The organism is uncultured Sphingomonas sp. (assembly GCF_913774285.1).
Lineage (GTDB): Bacteria > Pseudomonadota > Alphaproteobacteria > Sphingomonadales > Sphingomonadaceae > Sphingomonas.
Window position 1 is genome coordinate 1 of sequence record NZ_CAJYHX010000030.1, and the last position, 17413, is coordinate 17413.

Consider the following 17413-nt stretch of genomic DNA (forward strand, 5'->3'; position numbering starts at 1 on the left):
TGCCCGCCGAATAATAACCGACCGCCCGCGCCAGCGCGACCGCCTGCTCACCCATGGCGCGGCGCATCTCGGGGGTCACGAAGGGGGACGGGGCTTCCTCGACCACCTTCTGGTGACGGCGCTGGACCGAGCATTCGCGCTCGCCGAGATAGACGATCTTGCCATGCTGGTCGCCCAGCACCTGGATTTCGATGTGGCGCGGGCTTTCGATGAACTTCTCGATGAAGACGCGGTCGTCGCCGAAGCTGGCCAGCCCCTCGCGCTTGGTCGCCTCGAAGCCTTCGCGGACGTCCTGCTCGCTATAGGCCAGCCGCATGCCCTTCCCGCCGCCGCCGGCCGAGGCCTTCATCATCACCGGATAGCCGATGTCGCCGGCGATCCGCACCGCATGCTCGGTATCCTCGATCTCGCCGACGAAACCGGGGACGACATTCACGCCCGCCTGCTTGGCGAGCTTCTTCGATTCGATCTTGTCGCCCATCGCCGCGATCGCGCCCGGCGGCGGACCGACGAACGCGATGCCCGCCTCGGCACAGGCCTTGGCGAAGCTCTCGCGCTCGGAGAGGAAGCCATAGCCGGGGTGAATCGCGTCGGCGCCGGTTTCCTTGGCGGCGAGCAGGATCAGGTCCGCGCGGAGATAGCTCTCCGCCGCCGGCGCGGGCCCGAGCCGCACCGCCTCGTCCGCCATCCGCACATGCGGCGCGCGGGCATCCGCATCCGAATAGACCGCGACCGTGGCGATGCCCATCTTCTTGGCCGTACGCATCACCCGACACGCGATTTCGCCACGGTTGGCGACGAGGATTTTCTTGAACATTAATTAATTGCCTCGCAGCTGCTTAATTCGAGTTTCTGTCTGGTCGAGCAAGCAGGCTAGAATTGAGGTACCCTCTCCGGTCCCGCCTCGCATTCTATTGCCCATTTCAGCACAGTGCGCGTCACGGAAAACGATCCAAGCGCGCTCCGCCTTTAGAATAGTCTCATAGTATCCGGGCCGCTTATCGAGACGCCGGTCAATGGTCAGATCGTTGCGCTTCGCCGAAGCAACCGCGCGTCGATACGTAGCGCTGAGTTCAGCATCCTTCCGCTCAAGCTCCTGCTTCAGACACTCGTTGATAGCGAAAGTTGTCTGTTGATCGCCACAGTCGGACGCAAGCATAGCCAGGGCGAGGATGATCACTCCGCCGCCTCCAGCTCCACCTTGCACTCCGCGGCCATCGGCGTGATGCCGAGGCGCGCGAACAGCGCGGCGTCCTTGTCGTCGCCGGCATTGCCCGCGGTCAGCAGCTTGTCGCCGGTGAAGATCGAGTTGGCACCCGCCAGGAAGCACAAGGCCTGGGTCGCATCGCTCATGCTCTCGCGGCCTGCGGACAAGCGGACCATCGAGCGCGGCATGGTGATGCGCGCCACCGCCACGGTGCGGACGAACTCGATATCGTCGATCTTGGCGAGCGGCGTGTCGGCCAGCATGTCGCCGAGCACCGTGCCCTTCACCGGCACCAGCGCGTTGACCGGCACGCTGCCCGGATGCACCGGCAGGGTCGCCAGCGCGTGGATGAAGCCCACCCGGTCACCGCGCGTCTCGCCCATGCCGACAATGCCGCCGCAGCACACGTTGATGCCCGCCTCGCGGACATGCTCCAGCGTTTCCAGCCGCTCCTCGAAGCTGCGGGTGGTGATCACCTCGCCATAGCGTTCGGGCGAGGTATCGATATTGTGGTTGTAATAATCGAGCCCGGCATCGGCGAGCGTCTTGGCCTGGTCGTCGGTGAGCATGCCTAGCGTCATGCAGGTTTCCATGCCCATCGCGCGGACGCCCTTCACCATCTCGACGATGGCGGGCATGTCGCGGTCCTTGGGGTTGCGCCAGGCGGCGCCCATGCAGAAGCGGGTCGAGCCATGGTCCTTGGCCTGCGCTGCCGCCTGCAGCACCGCGCGCGGATCCATCAGCTTGGTCGCCTTGAGGCCGGTATCGGCATGCACCGACTGGCTGCAATAGCCGCAATCCTCGGGGCAGCCGCCGGTCTTGATCGAGAGGAGCGTCGAGCGCTGGACCTGGTTCGCCGGATGGTTGGCACGGTGGACTTCCGCCGCGCGGAACACGAGTTCGGTGAACGGCAGGTCGAACAGCGCGGCGATCTCGTCGCGGGTCCAGTCGGTGCGCACGGGGGATTCGAGGGTCAAGCAACTAACTCCGGTGAACGGTTACGCCGCTCGGCATAGCGGGTGAGGGCCTCGGCGTAAAAGGGCGCCGCGCGGCGTTCGTGTTCGCCGCTGCCGATCCCCGCGACGGACTGCGCGACACGGGCAACCGCGCCCGTGCTCAGACGGTCGAGCGGCGCGACATGGATGCCGATGGTGAACAGCACTGCCCCGCTTTGGGGCAGGCGGCGCAGCGTCTGGCGCTCGCAGCGTACGAACAGGGTTTCGCCGGCATTGTCGGCGATCACATGGGCGAAGCGGACCTTGGGGTCGTCCTGCGGCAGGTAGCGCCAGGCGTCGCTTGCCACGACGAACCAGTTGGTGCGGCCGAAGATCCGACCCGGGTGGAGCGTCGCGAAGAAATGGTCGACGCCCGCAGCGAGCTGCTCGGCATAGCCATGGATCGGCGCATGGATGGGCGTAAGGGCCAGGCCGAGCTTTTCCGCGAGATGCCAGTCGGTGGGAAACGCCAGCGCGGCGCCGGTGAGGCGATACTGGCCGGAAGCGTCCGGGGTGAGGATGCAAAGGTCCTCCCACACGCTGGCAGCGGCCGTGCGGAGTGTGGCGGCGGCGCGAGCGGCCCTTCCCTCCAGGCCGTCATCCCGGCGGAAGCCGGGATCCATTGCCCGCTCCGGTTCGACCCTTGCCCCAAACGTTGAAGTGGATGGATCCCGGCTTTCGCCGGCATGACGGCTTTGAAGGTCGCGGTGCGAGAGCATCCGTGCGACCTCGTTCACAGCGGTCTCCGCCTCCGGCAGCACCTGCACGCAGTCGGGCTCTGCCGCGAACACGGCCGCGCGAGCCGCCAGATCGGCGTCCGGGGTCAGCCACTCGGCCTCGGGCACCCGCACGAGACCCATGCGCAGCGCCCCTCCGCCGCGAGCGCGCGGGATCAGCGCCTCGACGGAGAAGCCCAGGCTCATTCGGCGGCTGCTTCGAGCGGCGGCATGTTGTGGCCGAGCAGGCGCAGCACATCGGCCGCGCATTCGACGACGTTCGAGCCCGGGCCGTAGATGCCCTGCACCCCGGCCGCGCGCAGCATCTCGTAATCCTGCGGCGGGATGACGCCGCCCGCGATCACCTTGATGTCGCTACGGCCCGCTTCCCGCAGACCGCGGATCAGCTCCGGGATCAGCGTCTTGTGCCCTGCCGCAAGGCTGGAGGCGCCGACCACGTCGACGCCGCTGTCGAGCGCCAGCACCACCGTCTCCTCAGGCGTCTGGAACAGCGGCCCGCTGACGACCTCGAAGCCCATGTCGGAAAAGGCCGAGGCGATCACGTTGGCGCCGCGGTCATGCCCGTCCTGCCCCATCTTGGCGACGAGCAGCCGCGGCTTGCGGCCGAGGCGGCGTTCCACCGCCTCGACACCGCGCACGACTTCTGCCCAGCGCGTGTCCTCGGCATAGGGCGCGGCGTAGACGCCCTTCACCGGCGTCGGCTGGGTGGCGTAGCGACCGAACACGTCTTCCATCGCCGCGCTGATCTCCCCCAGCGTCGCGCGGGCGCGGGCAGCCACGACGGCCAGTTCCAGCAGGTTGCCGCCGCTCCTCGCGCCATCCCGCAGCGCGTCAAGCGCCGCCGCGCATGCCGCCTCATCCCTTGCAGCCTTCACCCGCTGGATCCGCGCAATCTGCGCCTCGCGGACCGCGGCGTTGTCAACCTCGAGCGTCTCGAGCAGATCCTCGTTCGGCAGCCGGTACTTGTTGACCCCGACGATCACGTCCTCGCCGCGATCCACCCGCGCCTGCCGCGCAGCCGCTGCTTCCTCGATCATCGCCTTGGGCCAGCCGGCGGCGACCGCCTTGGCCATGCCGCCCTCGGCCTCGACCCGTTCGATGATCTCCCAAGCCTTGTCGACGAGGCTCTGGGTCAGGCTCTCGACATAATAACTGCCGCCGAGCGGATCGACGACCTTGGTCATCCCCGTTTCTTCCTGCAGCACGATCTGGGTGTTGCGGGCGATGCGGGCGGAAAAGTCGGTGGGCAGCGCGATCGCTTCGTCGAGCGCGTTGGTGTGGAGGCTCTGGGTGCCGCCCAGCATCGCCGCCATCGCCTCGATCGTCGTGCGAATGACGTTGTTGTACGGGTCCTGTTCGGTGAGCGACACGCCCGAGGTCTGGCAATGCGTGCGCAGCATCTTCGAGCGCTCGTCCTGCGCGCCTAGCTTGGTCATCACCCGGTGCCACAGCACCCGCGCGGCCCGCAGCTTCGCGACTTCCATGAAGAAGTTCATACCGATTGCGAAGAAGAAGCTCAGGCGACCCGCGAACTTGTCGATATCGAGGCCCGAGGCGACGCCGTACTTCACATATTCCATGCCGTCGGCGATGGTGAAGGCGAGCTCCTGCACCTGGGTCGCGCCGGCTTCCTGCATATGGTAGCCGGAGATGGAAATACTGTTGAATTTCGGCATCTTCGCGCTCGTATAGGCGAAAATGTCTGAAATGATCCGCATGCTCGGTTCGGGCGGGTAGATATAGGTGTTCCGAACCATGAACTCCTTGAGGATGTCGTTCTGGATCGTCCCTTCGAGCTTCTCCTGCGGAACCCCCTGCTCCTCGCCCGCGACGATGAAGAAGGCCAGCACCGGGATGACCGCGCCGTTCATCGTCATCGAGACCGACATCTGGTCGAGCGGAATGCCGTCGAACAGGATCTTCATGTCCTCGATCGTGTCGATCGCGACGCCCGCTTTGCCGACATCGCCGAGGACGCGCGGGTGGTCGCTGTCATAGCCACGATGCGTGGCGAGGTCGAAGGCGACCGAGAGCCCCTTCTGTCCGGCGGCGAGGTTGCGCCGGTAGAAGGCGTTGGATTCCTCGGCAGTCGAGAAGCCGGCATATTGCCGGATGGTCCAGGGGCGCCCGGCATACATCGAGGCGCGCACGCCGCGCGTGAACGGCGCGAAGCCCGGCAATCCGGGGTCGACATCGGCCACATCCTCTTGGGTATACAGAGGCTTGACCGTGATACCTTCCGGCGTTTCCCAACTTAGATCCTTGCCCTTAACTTCCTTCAAAGCGGCGGCAGACCATTGATCGATTGTGGACTCAGTCACCTCAATGCTCCCCACGCGGCGTTTCCATGATCTCGGTGAGAATACCGCCCATATCCCTGGGGTGGACGAAGAAGATCGGTGTACCATGCGCCCCGATGCGCGGTTCGCCGAGCAGCTTGCAGCCCTTGGCCTCAAACCAGGCCTTGGCTTCATGGATATCCGGCACTTCGTAACAGAGATGGTGCTGCCCGCCCGCCGGGTTCCTGGCGAGGAAGCCGTGGATCGGCGACTCCTCGCCCAGGGGCTCAATCAGTTCGATCTGGCTGTTGGGCGCATCGACGAAGCAGACCCTCACGCCTTGTGCTGGCAGGTCGAAGGGGTCGCGGATCACCGTCGCCCCCATCACGTCGCGATAGAAGGCGATCGAGGCCTCGATCGACGGCGTCGCGACGCCGACATGGTTGAGACGGCCGAGTTTCATCGCTCCTACTGCTCCATCGTTTCGAGCGCCGTCGTACGGGGCGTTTGCAGCCATCCGCGCGACAGGGTATCGCTTATTTCTTCGGTGCGGTCGGCACCGGCATAGCATAGGGGAAGCCGCAGGCAGCATAGACCTTGCGGAACAAAGCGTCGTCGCCCGGTGCCTTGAACACGCCCTCGATCATCGTCTCGCCCTGCGGCACGCCGACGCGCACGGTCTTGGACTTGGCGATCTTGTCGACGAGCAAGAACACTTCGACCGCCTCACCGTTATACGCCCCCGCGCCGGGGAACTGCCACTGGCTCATCTCGGCCATGGCCTCGTCATAGGTCACCGTCACCGTCCGCGACTCTCCGGCCGGGATCGGCGGCCGGGGGATGAACTGAACCGAGACGATCGGTGCTGCAGCCGTATCGCAACGCACGACGAGCCGCGCATTGCCGTCCTCGCTGCGAATGGTGGCACTGGCCGATTTCGGCTGTGCCGGATCGGTGCTTTCCTTGAACGTCCAGGCCGGCGCAGTCGGCGCGGAAGCGGCTTGTGGGCCGAACAGCGGCATGAGAGCGAGAATCAGGCTGAGCATTGCGATCCTTTCACCGTGCAGCGGGCCCTGTCCCGGCTGTCACAGCGGGATGTTGTCATGCTTCTTCCACGGGTTCTCAAGCTGCTTCTTGCGCAGCTTGCGCAGACCGAGCGCGATCCGTCGTCGCGTCGAATGCGGCATGATCACCTCGTCGATGAAGCCCTTGCTCGCTGCCACGAACGGATTGGCGAAGCGTGCCTCATATTCCGCGGTGCGCTCTGCAATCTCCTCGGGGGTCCTGCCCCGGAAGATGATCTCCACCGCGCCCTTGGCGCCCATCACCGCGATCTCGGCGGTGGGCCAGGCATAGTTGAGGTCGCCACGCAGGTGCTTCGACGCCATCACGTCGTACGCGCCCCCATAGGCCTTGCGGGTGATCACGGTGATCTTGGGCACCGTCGCCTCGGCATAGGCGAACAGCAGCTTGGCGCCGTGCTTGATGATGCCGGAATGCTCCTGGCCGACGCCCGGCAGGAAGCCGGGCACGTCGACGAAGGTGACGATCGGGATCTCGAACGCGTCGCAGAAGCGCACGAAGCGCGCGGCCTTCTTGGAGGCGTTGATGTCGAGACAGCCCGCCAGCACCATCGGCTGGTTCGCCACCACGCCCACCGTACGCCCCTCGATCCGGCCAAAGCCGATCAGGATGTTGCCGGCATGGCTCGGCTGCAGCTCGAAGAACTCCCCCTCGTCGAGCGTCTTCCGGATCAGCTCGTGCATGTCGTAGGGCTGGTTGGCGCTGGGCGGGATGATCGTGTCGAGGCTCTCGTCGACGCGATCCCAAGGATCGTCGCAGGGCCGCTCGGGAGGCGCCTCGCGGTTCGAGGCCGGCAGGAAATCCACGAAGTCGCGAGCCGCGAGCAGCGCCTCGATGTCATTCTCGAAGGCCACATCAGCGACCCCCGACTTCGTGGTATGCGTCACCGCTCCACCCAGCTCCTCCTGCGTGACGATCTCGTTGGTAACGGTCTTCACTACATCCGGGCCGGTGACGAACATGTAGGACGAATCCTTCACCATGAAGATGAAGTCCGTCATCGCGGGGCTGTACACGGCGCCGCCGGCGCAGGGCCCCATGATCAGGCTGAGCTGGGGCACCACGCCCGAGGCCAGCACGTTGCGCTGGAACACTTCGGCATAGCCGCCGAGCGAGGCCACGCCCTCCTGGATGCGCGCGCCGCCGCTGTCATTGAGGCCGATCACGGGCGCGCCGACCTTCATCGCCATGTCCATGATCTTGCAGATCTTCTGCGCGTGCCGCTCCGAGAGCGAGCCGCCGAACACGGTGAAATCCTGACTGAACACGAAGACGAGGCGGCCATTGATCGTGCCCGAGCCGGTGACCACGCCGTCGCCGGGGATCACCTGGTCCTGCATGCCGAAATCGGTGCAGTTATGCTCGACATACATGTCGAGCTCCTCGAAGCTGCCCTGGTCGAGCAGCACTTCGAGCCGCTCGCGGGCCGTCAGCTTGCCTTTGGCATGCTGTGCGTCGATCCGCTTCTGGCCGCCGCCCAGACGGGCAGCGGCACGACGGCGTTCCAGTTCCTCGATCGTCGACGACATCGGCATTCTCTCCGTGAAGGCGGCTTGTGCACCGGGCCATGCCGGCTTCGCAAATGCAATGTTGCAAAGTTGCGGGGCGGCGGTTTGCGGATTATGCGGGCCCATGGCCAGCCAGCTTCCGCCCCTGCCCCGCCGCCGCCTGTTCGAAGGCTTTCGCCTGCGCGACTTGCGGCGCCGTCTGAACATTCCCCAAGCCGGCATGGCGCAGCGGCTGGGCATCTCGGTGTCCTATCTCTCACAGATCGAGAACAACGACCGGCCGATCACCGACGGCGTGCTGCTGGCGCTCGCCCGCGAATTCCCGGTGGAGGCCGCCGAGATCAACGGCGAAGGCGGCACCGCCGCGCTGCTCCGCGCAATCGACGCCGCGACCGACAGCGGCGTGCCCGCCGACCGGATTGACGAGGCCGATGTCCGCCGCGGCATCGAGCAGCAACCCCTGCTTGCCCGGCGGATGGTGGCGCTGCACGACGCCTATCGCCGCAGCCAGGAGCAGTTGCGCGTGCTCGACGACCGGTTCGATACCGGGTCAGGCGACGCAGCACCGCTGCCCTGGGAAGAGGTGCGCGACTGGTTTCAGGCCGAGGGCAATTACATCGACGCGATCGATCGGTCGGCCGAGCTGCTCGCCGATGCGCTCGCGCTCGACGACGACAATGTCGTCCGCGCCTTCGAGGACCGGCTGCGGCTGTGGCACGGCGTCCGCGTCATCGGCGCGCAGGGCGACGGCAGCGAGCTCAGCCGCTTCGACGAGGGCGCGCGGACGCTCGCGCTCAACCACGCCCTGCCCCCGGAAAGCCGCGCCTTCCTGCTCGCACACCGGCTGGTGCGCTACGAATTCGCGAACGAGATGCGGCTGGTGATCGACCGCGCCGGGCTTGCCTCGCCGGCCGCGCGCGAACTGCTGAGCGTCGGCCTCGCCAATTATGCCGCGGGGGCGTTGTTGATGCCCTATGGCCGCTTTCGTGCCGCCGCCTATGAGGTCCGCCACGACATCGATCGCCTGCGCCAGCGCTTTGCGGTGAGCTTCGAGCAGGCGTGCCACCGGCTCTCGACGCTGCAGCGGCCCGGCGCGCAGGGGCTGCCGGTGTTCTTCTGCCGCGTCGACATGGCTGGCAACATCACCAAGCGCCACTCGGCCACGCGGCTGCAGTTCGCCGCACTGGGCGGCGCCTGCCCCTTGTGGATCGTCCATGAGGCGGTGGCGATCCCGGACCGGATCCTGGTCCAGCTGGCCGAGATGCCCGACGGTACCCGCTATGTCTCGATGGCCAAGGGTCTGGTGAAACCCTCGGGCAGCTTCACCCGACCGCCCCGCCGCTATGCCGTCGCGCTGGGGTGCGAGGAGGCGCATGCCGCCGACTTCGTCTACGCGGACGCGCTGCGCACCGGCGGTGCCGCGACCCCGATCGGCGCGTCGTGTCGCATCTGCCCCCGCCTCGATTGCGACCAGCGCGCCTTTCCGCCCGCCGGATCGGTGATCGAGATCGACCCCGATCGCCGCCGCGCGGTGCCCTACGGCTTCCGCTGACGCTTGCGGGCATCGCCCGCTTCATGGCATACCCGAAGCTCAAAAACAGAAATTTGGAGAGGTGCCATGGCAACCGCGCTCGCCACGAGCCCGCAGGTAAGCGACGCCGAGTGGGAGGCGCGCCAGCAACTTGCCGCCTGCTACCGCGTGTTCGACATGCTCGGCTGGTCCGAGATGATCTACAACCACATCACGGTGAAGCTGCCGGACCAGGAAGGCGCTTTCCTGATCAACCCGTTCGGGCTGCACTTCAGCGAGGTGAAGGCCTCCAACCTCGTCAAGATCGACATCGACGGCAACAAGCTCGACGACTCGCCCTATCCGGTGAACCGCGCCGGTTTCGTCCAGCATTCGCTGTTCCACCGGCATCTGTCCGATGCGCATTGCATCATGCACAGCCACACCACCGCAGGCATGGCGGTCGCGTCGCTCGAAGGTGGGCTGCGGCCGACCAATTTCTACGCGTGCAACTTCATCGGCCAGATCGCCTACCATGATTTCGAAGGCGTGACCGTGCGCGACGAGGAAGGCGAACGGCTGCTCGCCAACCTAGGCGACAAGCGGGTGATGCTGCTGCGCAACCACGGCATCCTCGCCATGGGCCGCACGCTGCCCGAGGCGTTCGTCAAGCACTGGGCGCTGCAGCGCGCCTGCGAGATCCAGGTCGCCACGTTGGGCATGGGCCAGCCGATCGAGATCGCGCCCGAGGTGGTCGCGGTCCACCAGCGCGACGTCCATATGGCGCAGGTGCCCGGCGGCCCCGGTGCGGCCGATTTCGCCGCGATGGTCCGGCTGGTCGACCGGATCGACCGCAGCTGGCGGGACTAGCCGAAGCGGAACCCGCTCACTGCCCAGCCGAGCACATGGTCGCGATAGTCGCAGGCGGCGGGCCCCTCGCCGCCCGCGCCGAGCGCGACCATCAAGGGCAGGAGATGTTCCTCGCGCGGATGGGCGAATTCGGCATAGGGCAGGTCACGCCAGGCGACGACCCGCGCTTCGCGGCGCACTGGATCCGGGTCGGTTGCGGCCTCGACCAGCGCCGCGTCCCAGGCATCGGCATAGGGCGTCGCCTGGGGTCCGCGGACCCGCAGATTGTGGAAGCTCATGCCCGAGCCGACGATCAGCACGCCCTCGTCGCGCAGCGGCGCCAGCGCCTTGCCGATCGCGACATGTGCCGCCGGATCGAGGTCGGCGCGGAGCGACACTTGCACGAGCGGGATGTCGGCATCCGGCACCGCGACCTTCATCGGGATGAACACGCCGTGGTCCCAGCCCCGCTCGCGCTCCACGCCGGTGGGGAAGCCGGCGCCTTCGAGCAACGCCTTGGCTCGTAGCGCCACCTCGGGTGCGCCGGGGGCATCCCAGCGCAGGTGGTAGGTGTGCTCGGGAAAGCCGTAATAGTCGAACAGCAGCGGCTGGCCGTCGCCGACATGCACGGTGACGTCGCGCTCCTCCCAATGCCCGGAGACGAGCAGGATTGCCCGCGGCCGCTCGGGCAGGCTGGCGATCAGGCCGGCGAGATAGGCCTGCATCGGGCGCCACATCGGATCGGGCGGGCCGCCGACGGGATCCATGAAGAAGCACGGACCCCCGCCATGGGGGATGAAGAGCGCGGGTAAAGTCATTCCTGCAATGTCGCCCACGGCCCGGCCCTCGACAATGCCGGTTTCGGAAAACGGTCGTTTCCCGCTAGGGTCGTGGGCATGACTCGGTTCACCGTCAACAACCAGCCGGTCCAGTACGACATGGATCCTCAAACACCTTTGCTCTGGGCCTTGCGCGACGCCTCCAACCTCACCGGCACCAAATATGGCTGCGGCACCGGCGATTGCGGCGCCTGCACGGTCGATATCGACGGCGCGGCGCGGCTTGCCTGCCGCGAGACGATCGGTGCGATCGAAGGGACCTTCGTCACCACGATCGAGGGTCTCTCGCCCGATCGCAGCCATCCGGTGCAGCAGGCCTTCCTCGCCGCCAATCTCGTGCAATGCGGCTATTGCATCCCCGGCATGGTGATGGCGGCCTCGGTACTGATCCGCACCAACCGCAATCCGTCGGAGGAAGACATCCGCCAGGGCATCCCCAATATCTGCCGCTGCGGCATCTATCCGCGGCTGGTCGCGGCGATCCAGGATGCCGCGCGCATCGCCCGCGGCGATCCGGCCGACGACGCCTGAATGCTTTCAATCTGCTGTCAGCGTAGTTCAGAACCCGCTCAGCGTCGGGCGCGTATTCAGGCAGCATCGGCACGGCGACTTCGCCGCTGCCACCGGAGAATGGTTCGATGAAGAGGATGCTGTTGGCGGCGATCGCAGCCGCGACTGCGCTGGTTCCCGCCGCCGCCATCGCGCAGGAGCGCGGCGAGCATCGCGGCAATGGCGGCTGGATGCGCCCCGACAACTTTCGTCCGCAGGGCGGCCAGGGCGGCCAAGGCTGGCAGCGCCCGCAGGGTCAGCCCCAGGCGCAGCCGCAGGATCGCGGCAACTGGCAACGCCCCCAGGGTCAGCCACAGAATGGCGGCAACTGGCAGCGCCCACAGGGCAATCCGGGCTGGATGCGACCGCAGGGCGCACCGCAAGCCATGGATCGCGGCGAGTGGCGCCGCCCCGATGGACAACCGCGCCCTGCCTTCCAGCAGCCGCAGGGCACACAGAGCCCCGTCCAGCCGCAGCGCGACTGGCGCGGTGGGCAGCGTCCCGATTGGCAGAACCGCAACCCGCAGGCTTGGCAGGATCGTCGCTGGGACGATCGCAGTCACCCGCAGTGGAACGGCGCCCGCGACTGGGGCCGCCGCGACGGCTATCGCGGCTGGAACGACCGCCGCGACTGGGACCGCGCCGACCGCTGGCGCGGTAACGGCGGCGTCTGGAACAATGGTTGGCGGAGCGACCATCGCTATGACTGGCGCGCTTATCGCGACTACAACCGCAGCCTTTACCGCCTGCCGCGCTATTATCCGCCGGCACGGTGGAGCTATGGCTATCGTCGCTTCTCGGTCGGCTACCGGCTCGACAGCTTCCTGTTCGCGCAGCAATATTGGATCAGCGATCCGTACTTCTATCGCCTGCCGGAAGTCTGGGGACCGTATCGTTGGGTCCGCTATTATGACGACGCGCTGCTCGTCGACGTCGACAGCGGCCAAGTAGTCGACGTGATCTACGGCATCTTCTGGTAAGCGAAACGGGGGTCGGCAGCGCTGCCGGCCCCTTCCGCTTGCAATCGCCGGGCCGCGCGGCAAAGAGTTTTGCCGTGAGCAAGACCAACCCCAACAGCAAGGGATCGCCCTCCCCCGAACGGGCACGGATCGGCCGTGAGGTCGCGGCGCGGCTGGACGCGAACCCGAACGTGCGCCGCGCCAAGGTCGAGCTGGCGCAGGTCTATACCTATCCCGATTTCTTCAGCGACGCCGAGTGCGACATGCTGATGGCGCTGATCGACAGCAATGCGCGCCCCTCGACGCTGCTCGCCGCCACCGAGGATCCCGAGTATCGCACGAGCCATAGCTCCGACCTCTATCGCTGGTCACCCGATGTTCTCACGATCGACAATCGCATCGCCGATCTGCTCGGGATCCCGGTCGAGAATGCGGAGACGATGCAGGGCCAGCGCTATGCGCCCAACCAGCAGTTCCGCGCGCATTGCGACTATTTCCACGAAGACAGCGGCTATTGGGACAAGATGGTCGAAACCGGCGGCCAGCGCACGTGGACCGCGATGGCCTATCTCAACAATGTCGAGGAAGGCGGCGCCACCTGGTTCCCGCGCGCCGGCATCCGCTTCAAGCCCAAGCGCGGGCTACTGCTGATCTGGAACAACATGCTCGCCGACGGCAGCCCCAATTACGATACGCTGCACGAGGGCATGCGCGTCGTCGAAGGCACCAAGTACATCATCACCAAGTGGTTCCGCGAGCAGGCCTGGATCAAGACGGCGATCCAGACCTATCGCTCCGGCGTGGTCGACGCAGATTGAGGCTCAGGCGGCGCGCGGCGGCCAGAGCTGGCCGGCGCGCCCGCGCAGCACGTCCGCTAGCGTGTAGCGGCGCAGCACGTCCATGAACGCGCGTCGCGCCTCGGCGAGCACGCCCGGCAGGTTGCAGCCGCGTGCCAGGCGGCAGCCGGTGCAGTCGACCATCGCACAGCGCGGTTCGGTGAGATCGACCACCACGCCGATGTTGATCTCCGCCGGATCGCGCGCCAGCCGGATCCCGCCGCCGCGCCCGCGCACCGCCTCGATATAGCCGGCATGGGCGAGGCCGTTGGCGATCTTCATCAGATGCGTGGCGGAAATGTCCTGCTCCTCGGCCACCGACGCGATCGAAACCCGGCTTTCGCCGGTGCTGCCCAGATGGATCAGCAGGCGCAGGGCGTAATCGCTGTGGCGGGTCAACTGCATAGGATATCTTCTTAGCTCGCAAGTCCTGCAGATGCACTGGGTAGACTACGTATATTTGACTCCGGTCAAAGTGGCGGACTCGCCGAGCCGATAACTGGATTTTGCAATTCAGCTTTAGCGGAGACCGGCGATGTACTGCGTCCAGTGCGAACAATCGAACAAGGGTGGCTGTGCCGCCAAGATGGGCTCCTGCGGCAAGACCGCGCAGGTCGCGGATCTGCAGGATGTGTTGCTGCGGGTGGTGCAGGGCGTCTCGGTCTATGCCGATCGCGCCGCGGCCAAGGGCGCGCGCGACGCCGCGGTGGATGCGTTCACGCCGCACGCCTGGTTCACGACGCTGACCAACGTCAATTTCGACGACACCCGCTTCGTGCCGCTGATCGCGCGCGCCCTTTCGATGCGCGCGCGGGCGCGGCTGCTGGCCGAGAGTGCCGGCGCTGACCTTTCGGCCCTTCCCGAGCCCGCGCTGTGGGACCCCGGCGCCACGCCCTCGGAACTCGCCGCCGCGGCACCCTTTGCCGCGATCCAGCGCTTCCTGGACCGCGACGGCCCGAGCATCGTCGGCCTGCGCAACCTGATCCTCTACGGCCTCAAGGGCACCGCCGCCTATGGCGAGCATGCCCGCGTGCTCGGCTTCGAGGAGGACGCGATCAGCGCCGAATTCCACCGCATCGCCGCCTTCCTCGCCACCGATCCCGTGGATGTCGACGCGCTGCTCGGCAACGCACTCGCCATCGGCGCGCTCAACCTCAAGGTGATGGAGCTGCTCGACGCCGCCAATACCGGCCGCTTCGGCCATCCCGAGCCGACGGTCGTGCGGATGACGCCCAAGGCGGGCAAGTGCCTGCTCGTCTCCGGCCATGACATGGGCGACCTGGAAGCGATCCTCCAGCAGACCGAGGGTGCCGGCGTCCAGGTTTACACGCACGGCGAGCTTCTGCCCGCAAATGCCTATCCTGGCTTAAAGAAGTACCCGCACCTTGCCGGGAATTACGGCGGCGCCTGGCAGGACCAGCAGAAGGATTTCGACGCCTTTCCCGGCGCGATCGTGATGACCTCCAACTGCCTGATCAACCCGAACCTCAAGGGCTATGGGGACCGCATCTTCACCGCGGGGCCCGTGGGCTGGAACGGCTTGCCGCACCTCGTCGACCACGACTTTACCCCGGCCATCGCCTGCGCGCTCGCCCAGCCCGGCTTCGCCGAGGACGCGCCCGAGCAGACGATCACGATCGGCTTCGGCCGGAACACGGTGTTGGGGGTCGCCGACACGCTGCTCGACATGATCGGCAAGGGCGAGGTGAAGAACCTGTTCCTGATCGGCGGCTGCGACGGCGCGCGGCCGGGGCGCAACTATTTTCACGACCTCGCCATGGCGACGCCCCAGGACAGCCTGGTCCTCACCCTCGGCTGCGGCAAGTTCCGCTTCAACCGCGAGGATCTGGGCACGATCAACGGCATCCCGCGGCTGCTCGACATCGGCCAGTGCAACGATGCCTATTCCGCGATCCGCATCGCCACCGCCGTCGCCGAGGCGCTGAACGTCGGCGTCAACGACCTGCCGCTCCACTATGCGATCAGCTGGTTCGAGCAGAAGGCGACCGCGGTGCTGCTGACGATGCTCCATCTCGGCCTGCGCCGGATCCATCTGGGCCCCACCCTCCCGCAGTTCCTCACCCCCGAGGTGCTGAGCATCCTGATCGACAAGTTCGACATCCGCCCGACCGACAATGCCCAGGCCGATCTGGCGCAGATGCTCCAGGCCGCCTGAGAAGCCCTCCCCCCGCCCGCCGCGCCGGGCGGGGGTTCGGCGCATCCCCCTCGACATTCGCGCACCCCCCGGCCACATCGGGGGCATGTCCCCTGCCCTCAATGTTCACCATTCGATCCTCGGCCAGCCCTGGCGCTGGCGCGGTCTCGCCGCCGATGCGCGCGACCCCAATTTCGCTCCCGACGACCTCGTCACCCAGCTGCTGCTCACCCGCGGCGTCGACCGCGCCGATCTGGAGCGCCACCGCACCCCCAGCATCCGCGCCTTCATGCCGGACCCCTCGATCTTCCGCGACATGGACCGCGCCGCCCAACGCCTCGCCGACGCCGTGGAAGCGCGCGAGCAGGTCGCGATCTTCGGCGACTATGACGTCGACGGCGCCACCTCCGCCGCACTGCTGATCCTGCTGCTGCGCGAGCTCGGCCTGGAGGCCACGCCCTATATCCCGGATCGGCTGATGGAGGGCTATGGCCCCTCGGGCGAGGCGCTGGTGCGTCTGAAACAGCAGGGGCACGGGCTGATTGTCACCGTCGATTGCGGGGCACAGGCTTTCGAGGCGCTGGCGATGGCCCGGGACGCGAACGCCGACGTGATCGTCGTCGACCACCACAAATGCGCGACCGAGCTGCCGGTAGCGCACGCGCTGGTGAACCCCAACCGGCTTGACGAGACCGAGGGCGCCGAGCACGGCCATCTCGCCGCGGTCGGCGTTGCCTTCCTGCTCGGCGCCGCGCTGGTGCGGACCCTGCGGGCGCGCGGCTATTTCGCCAGCCGACCCGAACCGCGGCTGCTCGAGCTGCTCGATATCGTTGCCCTTGGCACCGTCGCCGATGTGGCCCAGCTCAAGGGCCTCAACCGCGCCTTCGTGGCGCAGGGGCTCAAGGTGATGGCGCAGCGGCGCAACATCGGCCTGGCTGCACTGATCGAAGCCTCGCGGCTCACCCGGGCGCCGACCTGCACCGATCTGGGCTTCGCGCTCGGGCCGCGGATCAACGCGGGCGGCCGGGTCGGCAAGTCGGACCTCGGCGTGCGCCTGCTCACCACGCGCGATCCTGCCGAGGCGCGTGCCATCGCCGCCGAGTTAGACCTGCTCAACGAGGAGCGTCGCGCGATCGAAGCCGAGGTCCAGACTGCGGCCGAATCACTGTGCCTCGTCGGCGGCGACCGGATGGTCGCGCTGGTCGCCGGTGAAGGCTGGCATCCCGGCGTGATCGGCATCGTCGCGGGGCGGCTGAAGGAGAAGTTCGGCAGGCCCGCACTGGTTATCGCCATCGGCGAGGACGGGATCGGCAAGGGCTCGGGCCGCTCGATCCCCGGCGTGGACCTGGGGGCGGCGGTGCTGGCGGCCAAGGACGCCGGGCTGCTGATCGCTGGTGGGGGCCACGCCATGGCGTGCGGCGTGACGGTGGCGGCAGAAGGAGTCGAGGCGCTCGCCCAGTTCCTGGAGGAGCGCCTCGCCGAGCGAATCGCCAGCGCACGCGGTGAACGGGCGTTGCTGCTCGACGCGGTGCTCAGCCCGGCGGGCGTGAACCCGATGCTGGTAGAGGCGATGGAGGCCGGCGGCCCATACGGCATGGGCTGGCCCGCGCCGCGCATTGCTGCGGGTCCGGTGCGGGTAATCAAGGCCGATGTCGTCGGCACCGGGGGACATGTCCGCGCGATCGTCGCTGGCGCGGACGGTCGCAGCCTGAAGGCCGTCGCCTTCCGCCAGGCCGATTCGGACCTGGGCCAGGCACTGCTCTCGGCACCCGCGCATCGGCGGCTCTGGCTGGCCGGACGCGTGAAGATCGACACCTGGGGAAGCCGTCCTGCGGCGGAAATGCACATAGAAGATGCTGCATGGGCAGATTGAGTGCTTGACGGCTGCAGAATCGCCCCCTATTCGG

At 67.1% G+C, this 17413-nt stretch carries 17 protein-coding genes; 7 read left to right on the top strand and 10 right to left on the bottom strand.

Going from position 1 to position 17413, the window contains the following annotated elements; genetic code table 11:
- From QZ670_RS16730 to QZ670_RS16760, 8 genes are all read right to left on the bottom strand, one after another.
- On the bottom strand, positions 1-817 hold an 817-nt coding region (locus tag QZ670_RS16730), incomplete at its 3' end, for a biotin carboxylase N-terminal domain-containing protein (protein WP_294257375.1).
- Positions 818-820: 3 nt separating this feature from the next.
- Positions 821-1159, bottom strand: a complete 339-nt coding sequence (locus QZ670_RS20115) for a lysozyme inhibitor LprI family protein (RefSeq protein WP_365894679.1) — start codon at positions 1157-1159, stop codon at positions 821-823.
- A gap of 17 nt (positions 1160-1176) precedes the next feature.
- Positions 1177-2184, bottom strand: coding sequence for a biotin synthase BioB (gene bioB / locus QZ670_RS16735; protein ID WP_294257377.1), 1008 nt, complete (start codon positions 2182-2184; stop codon positions 1177-1179).
- On the bottom strand, positions 2181-3125 hold the full coding sequence (locus tag QZ670_RS16740; protein ID WP_294257380.1) for a DUF3445 domain-containing protein: 945 nt from the start codon (positions 3123-3125) through the stop codon (positions 2181-2183). Before QZ670_RS16740 ends, bioB begins: the two co-directional genes overlap by 4 nt.
- Entirely contained in the window at positions 3122-5260 is a 2139-nt protein-coding gene (scpA, locus tag QZ670_RS16745; protein WP_294257381.1) for a methylmalonyl-CoA mutase, read from the bottom strand. Before scpA ends, QZ670_RS16740 begins: the two co-directional genes overlap by 4 nt.
- Before the next feature lies 1 nt (position 5261).
- Positions 5262-5681, bottom strand: a complete 420-nt coding sequence (mce, locus tag QZ670_RS16750) for a methylmalonyl-CoA epimerase (protein WP_294257383.1) — start codon at positions 5679-5681, stop codon at positions 5262-5264.
- A 73-nt stretch (positions 5682-5754) separates the two neighbouring features.
- Positions 5755-6264 carry a hypothetical protein gene (locus tag QZ670_RS16755; protein ID WP_294257385.1) on the bottom strand — a complete coding sequence of 170 codons (510 nt, stop codon included), beginning with the start codon at positions 6262-6264 and terminating at the stop codon, positions 5755-5757.
- Between the two features lie 39 nt (positions 6265-6303).
- The gene (locus QZ670_RS16760) at positions 6304-7830 is read right to left on the bottom strand and encodes an acyl-CoA carboxylase subunit beta (protein ID WP_294257387.1); all 1527 of its coding nucleotides are present in this window, start codon (positions 7828-7830) and stop codon (positions 6304-6306) included.
- A 103-nt stretch (positions 7831-7933) separates the two neighbouring features.
- On the opposite strand from QZ670_RS16760, the gene QZ670_RS16765 reads away from it, so the two are divergent.
- The gene (locus QZ670_RS16765; RefSeq protein ID WP_294257390.1) at positions 7934-9361 is read left to right on the top strand and encodes a short-chain fatty acyl-CoA regulator family protein; all 1428 of its coding nucleotides are present in this window, start codon (positions 7934-7936) and stop codon (positions 9359-9361) included.
- Between the two features lie 66 nt (positions 9362-9427).
- Positions 9428-10189 carry a class II aldolase/adducin family protein gene (locus QZ670_RS16770; protein WP_294257392.1) on the top strand — a complete coding sequence of 254 codons (762 nt, stop codon included), beginning with the start codon at positions 9428-9430 and terminating at the stop codon, positions 10187-10189.
- On the opposite strand, the gene QZ670_RS16775 is transcribed toward QZ670_RS16770, so the two are convergent.
- Positions 10186-10986 carry a class III extradiol ring-cleavage dioxygenase gene (locus tag QZ670_RS16775; RefSeq protein ID WP_294257394.1) on the bottom strand — a complete coding sequence of 267 codons (801 nt, stop codon included), beginning with the start codon at positions 10984-10986 and terminating at the stop codon, positions 10186-10188. The two genes, QZ670_RS16770 and QZ670_RS16775, sit on opposite strands and share 4 nt — an antisense overlap.
- A gap of 78 nt (positions 10987-11064) precedes the next feature.
- On the opposite strand from QZ670_RS16775, the gene QZ670_RS16780 reads away from it, so the two are divergent.
- The 3 genes from QZ670_RS16780 to QZ670_RS16790 all read left to right on the top strand — a co-directional run bounded on the left by QZ670_RS16780 (position 11065) and on the right by QZ670_RS16790 (position 13333).
- Entirely contained in the window at positions 11065-11538 is a 474-nt protein-coding gene (locus QZ670_RS16780) for a (2Fe-2S)-binding protein (RefSeq protein WP_093294958.1), read from the top strand.
- A 107-nt stretch (positions 11539-11645) separates the two neighbouring features.
- Complete coding sequence (locus QZ670_RS16785; protein ID WP_294257397.1) at positions 11646-12536, top strand: RcnB family protein; 891 nt, start codon at positions 11646-11648, stop codon at positions 12534-12536.
- Positions 12537-12610: 74 nt separating this feature from the next.
- Positions 12611-13333 (top strand): 2OG-Fe(II) oxygenase, encoded by a 723-nt coding sequence (locus tag QZ670_RS16790; protein WP_294257399.1) that lies wholly within the window; start codon positions 12611-12613, stop codon positions 13331-13333.
- 3 nt (positions 13334-13336) lie between these two features.
- Here QZ670_RS16790 and QZ670_RS16795 read toward each other — a convergent pair whose 3' ends face one another.
- Entirely contained in the window at positions 13337-13756 is a 420-nt protein-coding gene (locus QZ670_RS16795) for an Rrf2 family transcriptional regulator (RefSeq protein WP_294257402.1), read from the bottom strand.
- A 130-nt stretch (positions 13757-13886) separates the two neighbouring features.
- Here QZ670_RS16795 and hcp point away from each other — a divergent pair, with 130 nt between their 5' ends.
- Both hcp and recJ read left to right on the top strand, forming a co-directional pair.
- On the top strand, positions 13887-15527 hold the full coding sequence (hcp, locus tag QZ670_RS16800) for a hydroxylamine reductase (protein ID WP_294257404.1): 1641 nt from the start codon (positions 13887-13889) through the stop codon (positions 15525-15527).
- A gap of 85 nt (positions 15528-15612) precedes the next feature.
- Positions 15613-17379, top strand: a complete 1767-nt coding sequence (gene recJ, locus QZ670_RS16805; protein ID WP_294257406.1) for a single-stranded-DNA-specific exonuclease RecJ — start codon at positions 15613-15615, stop codon at positions 17377-17379.
- Positions 17380-17413: the final 34 nt, after the last annotated feature.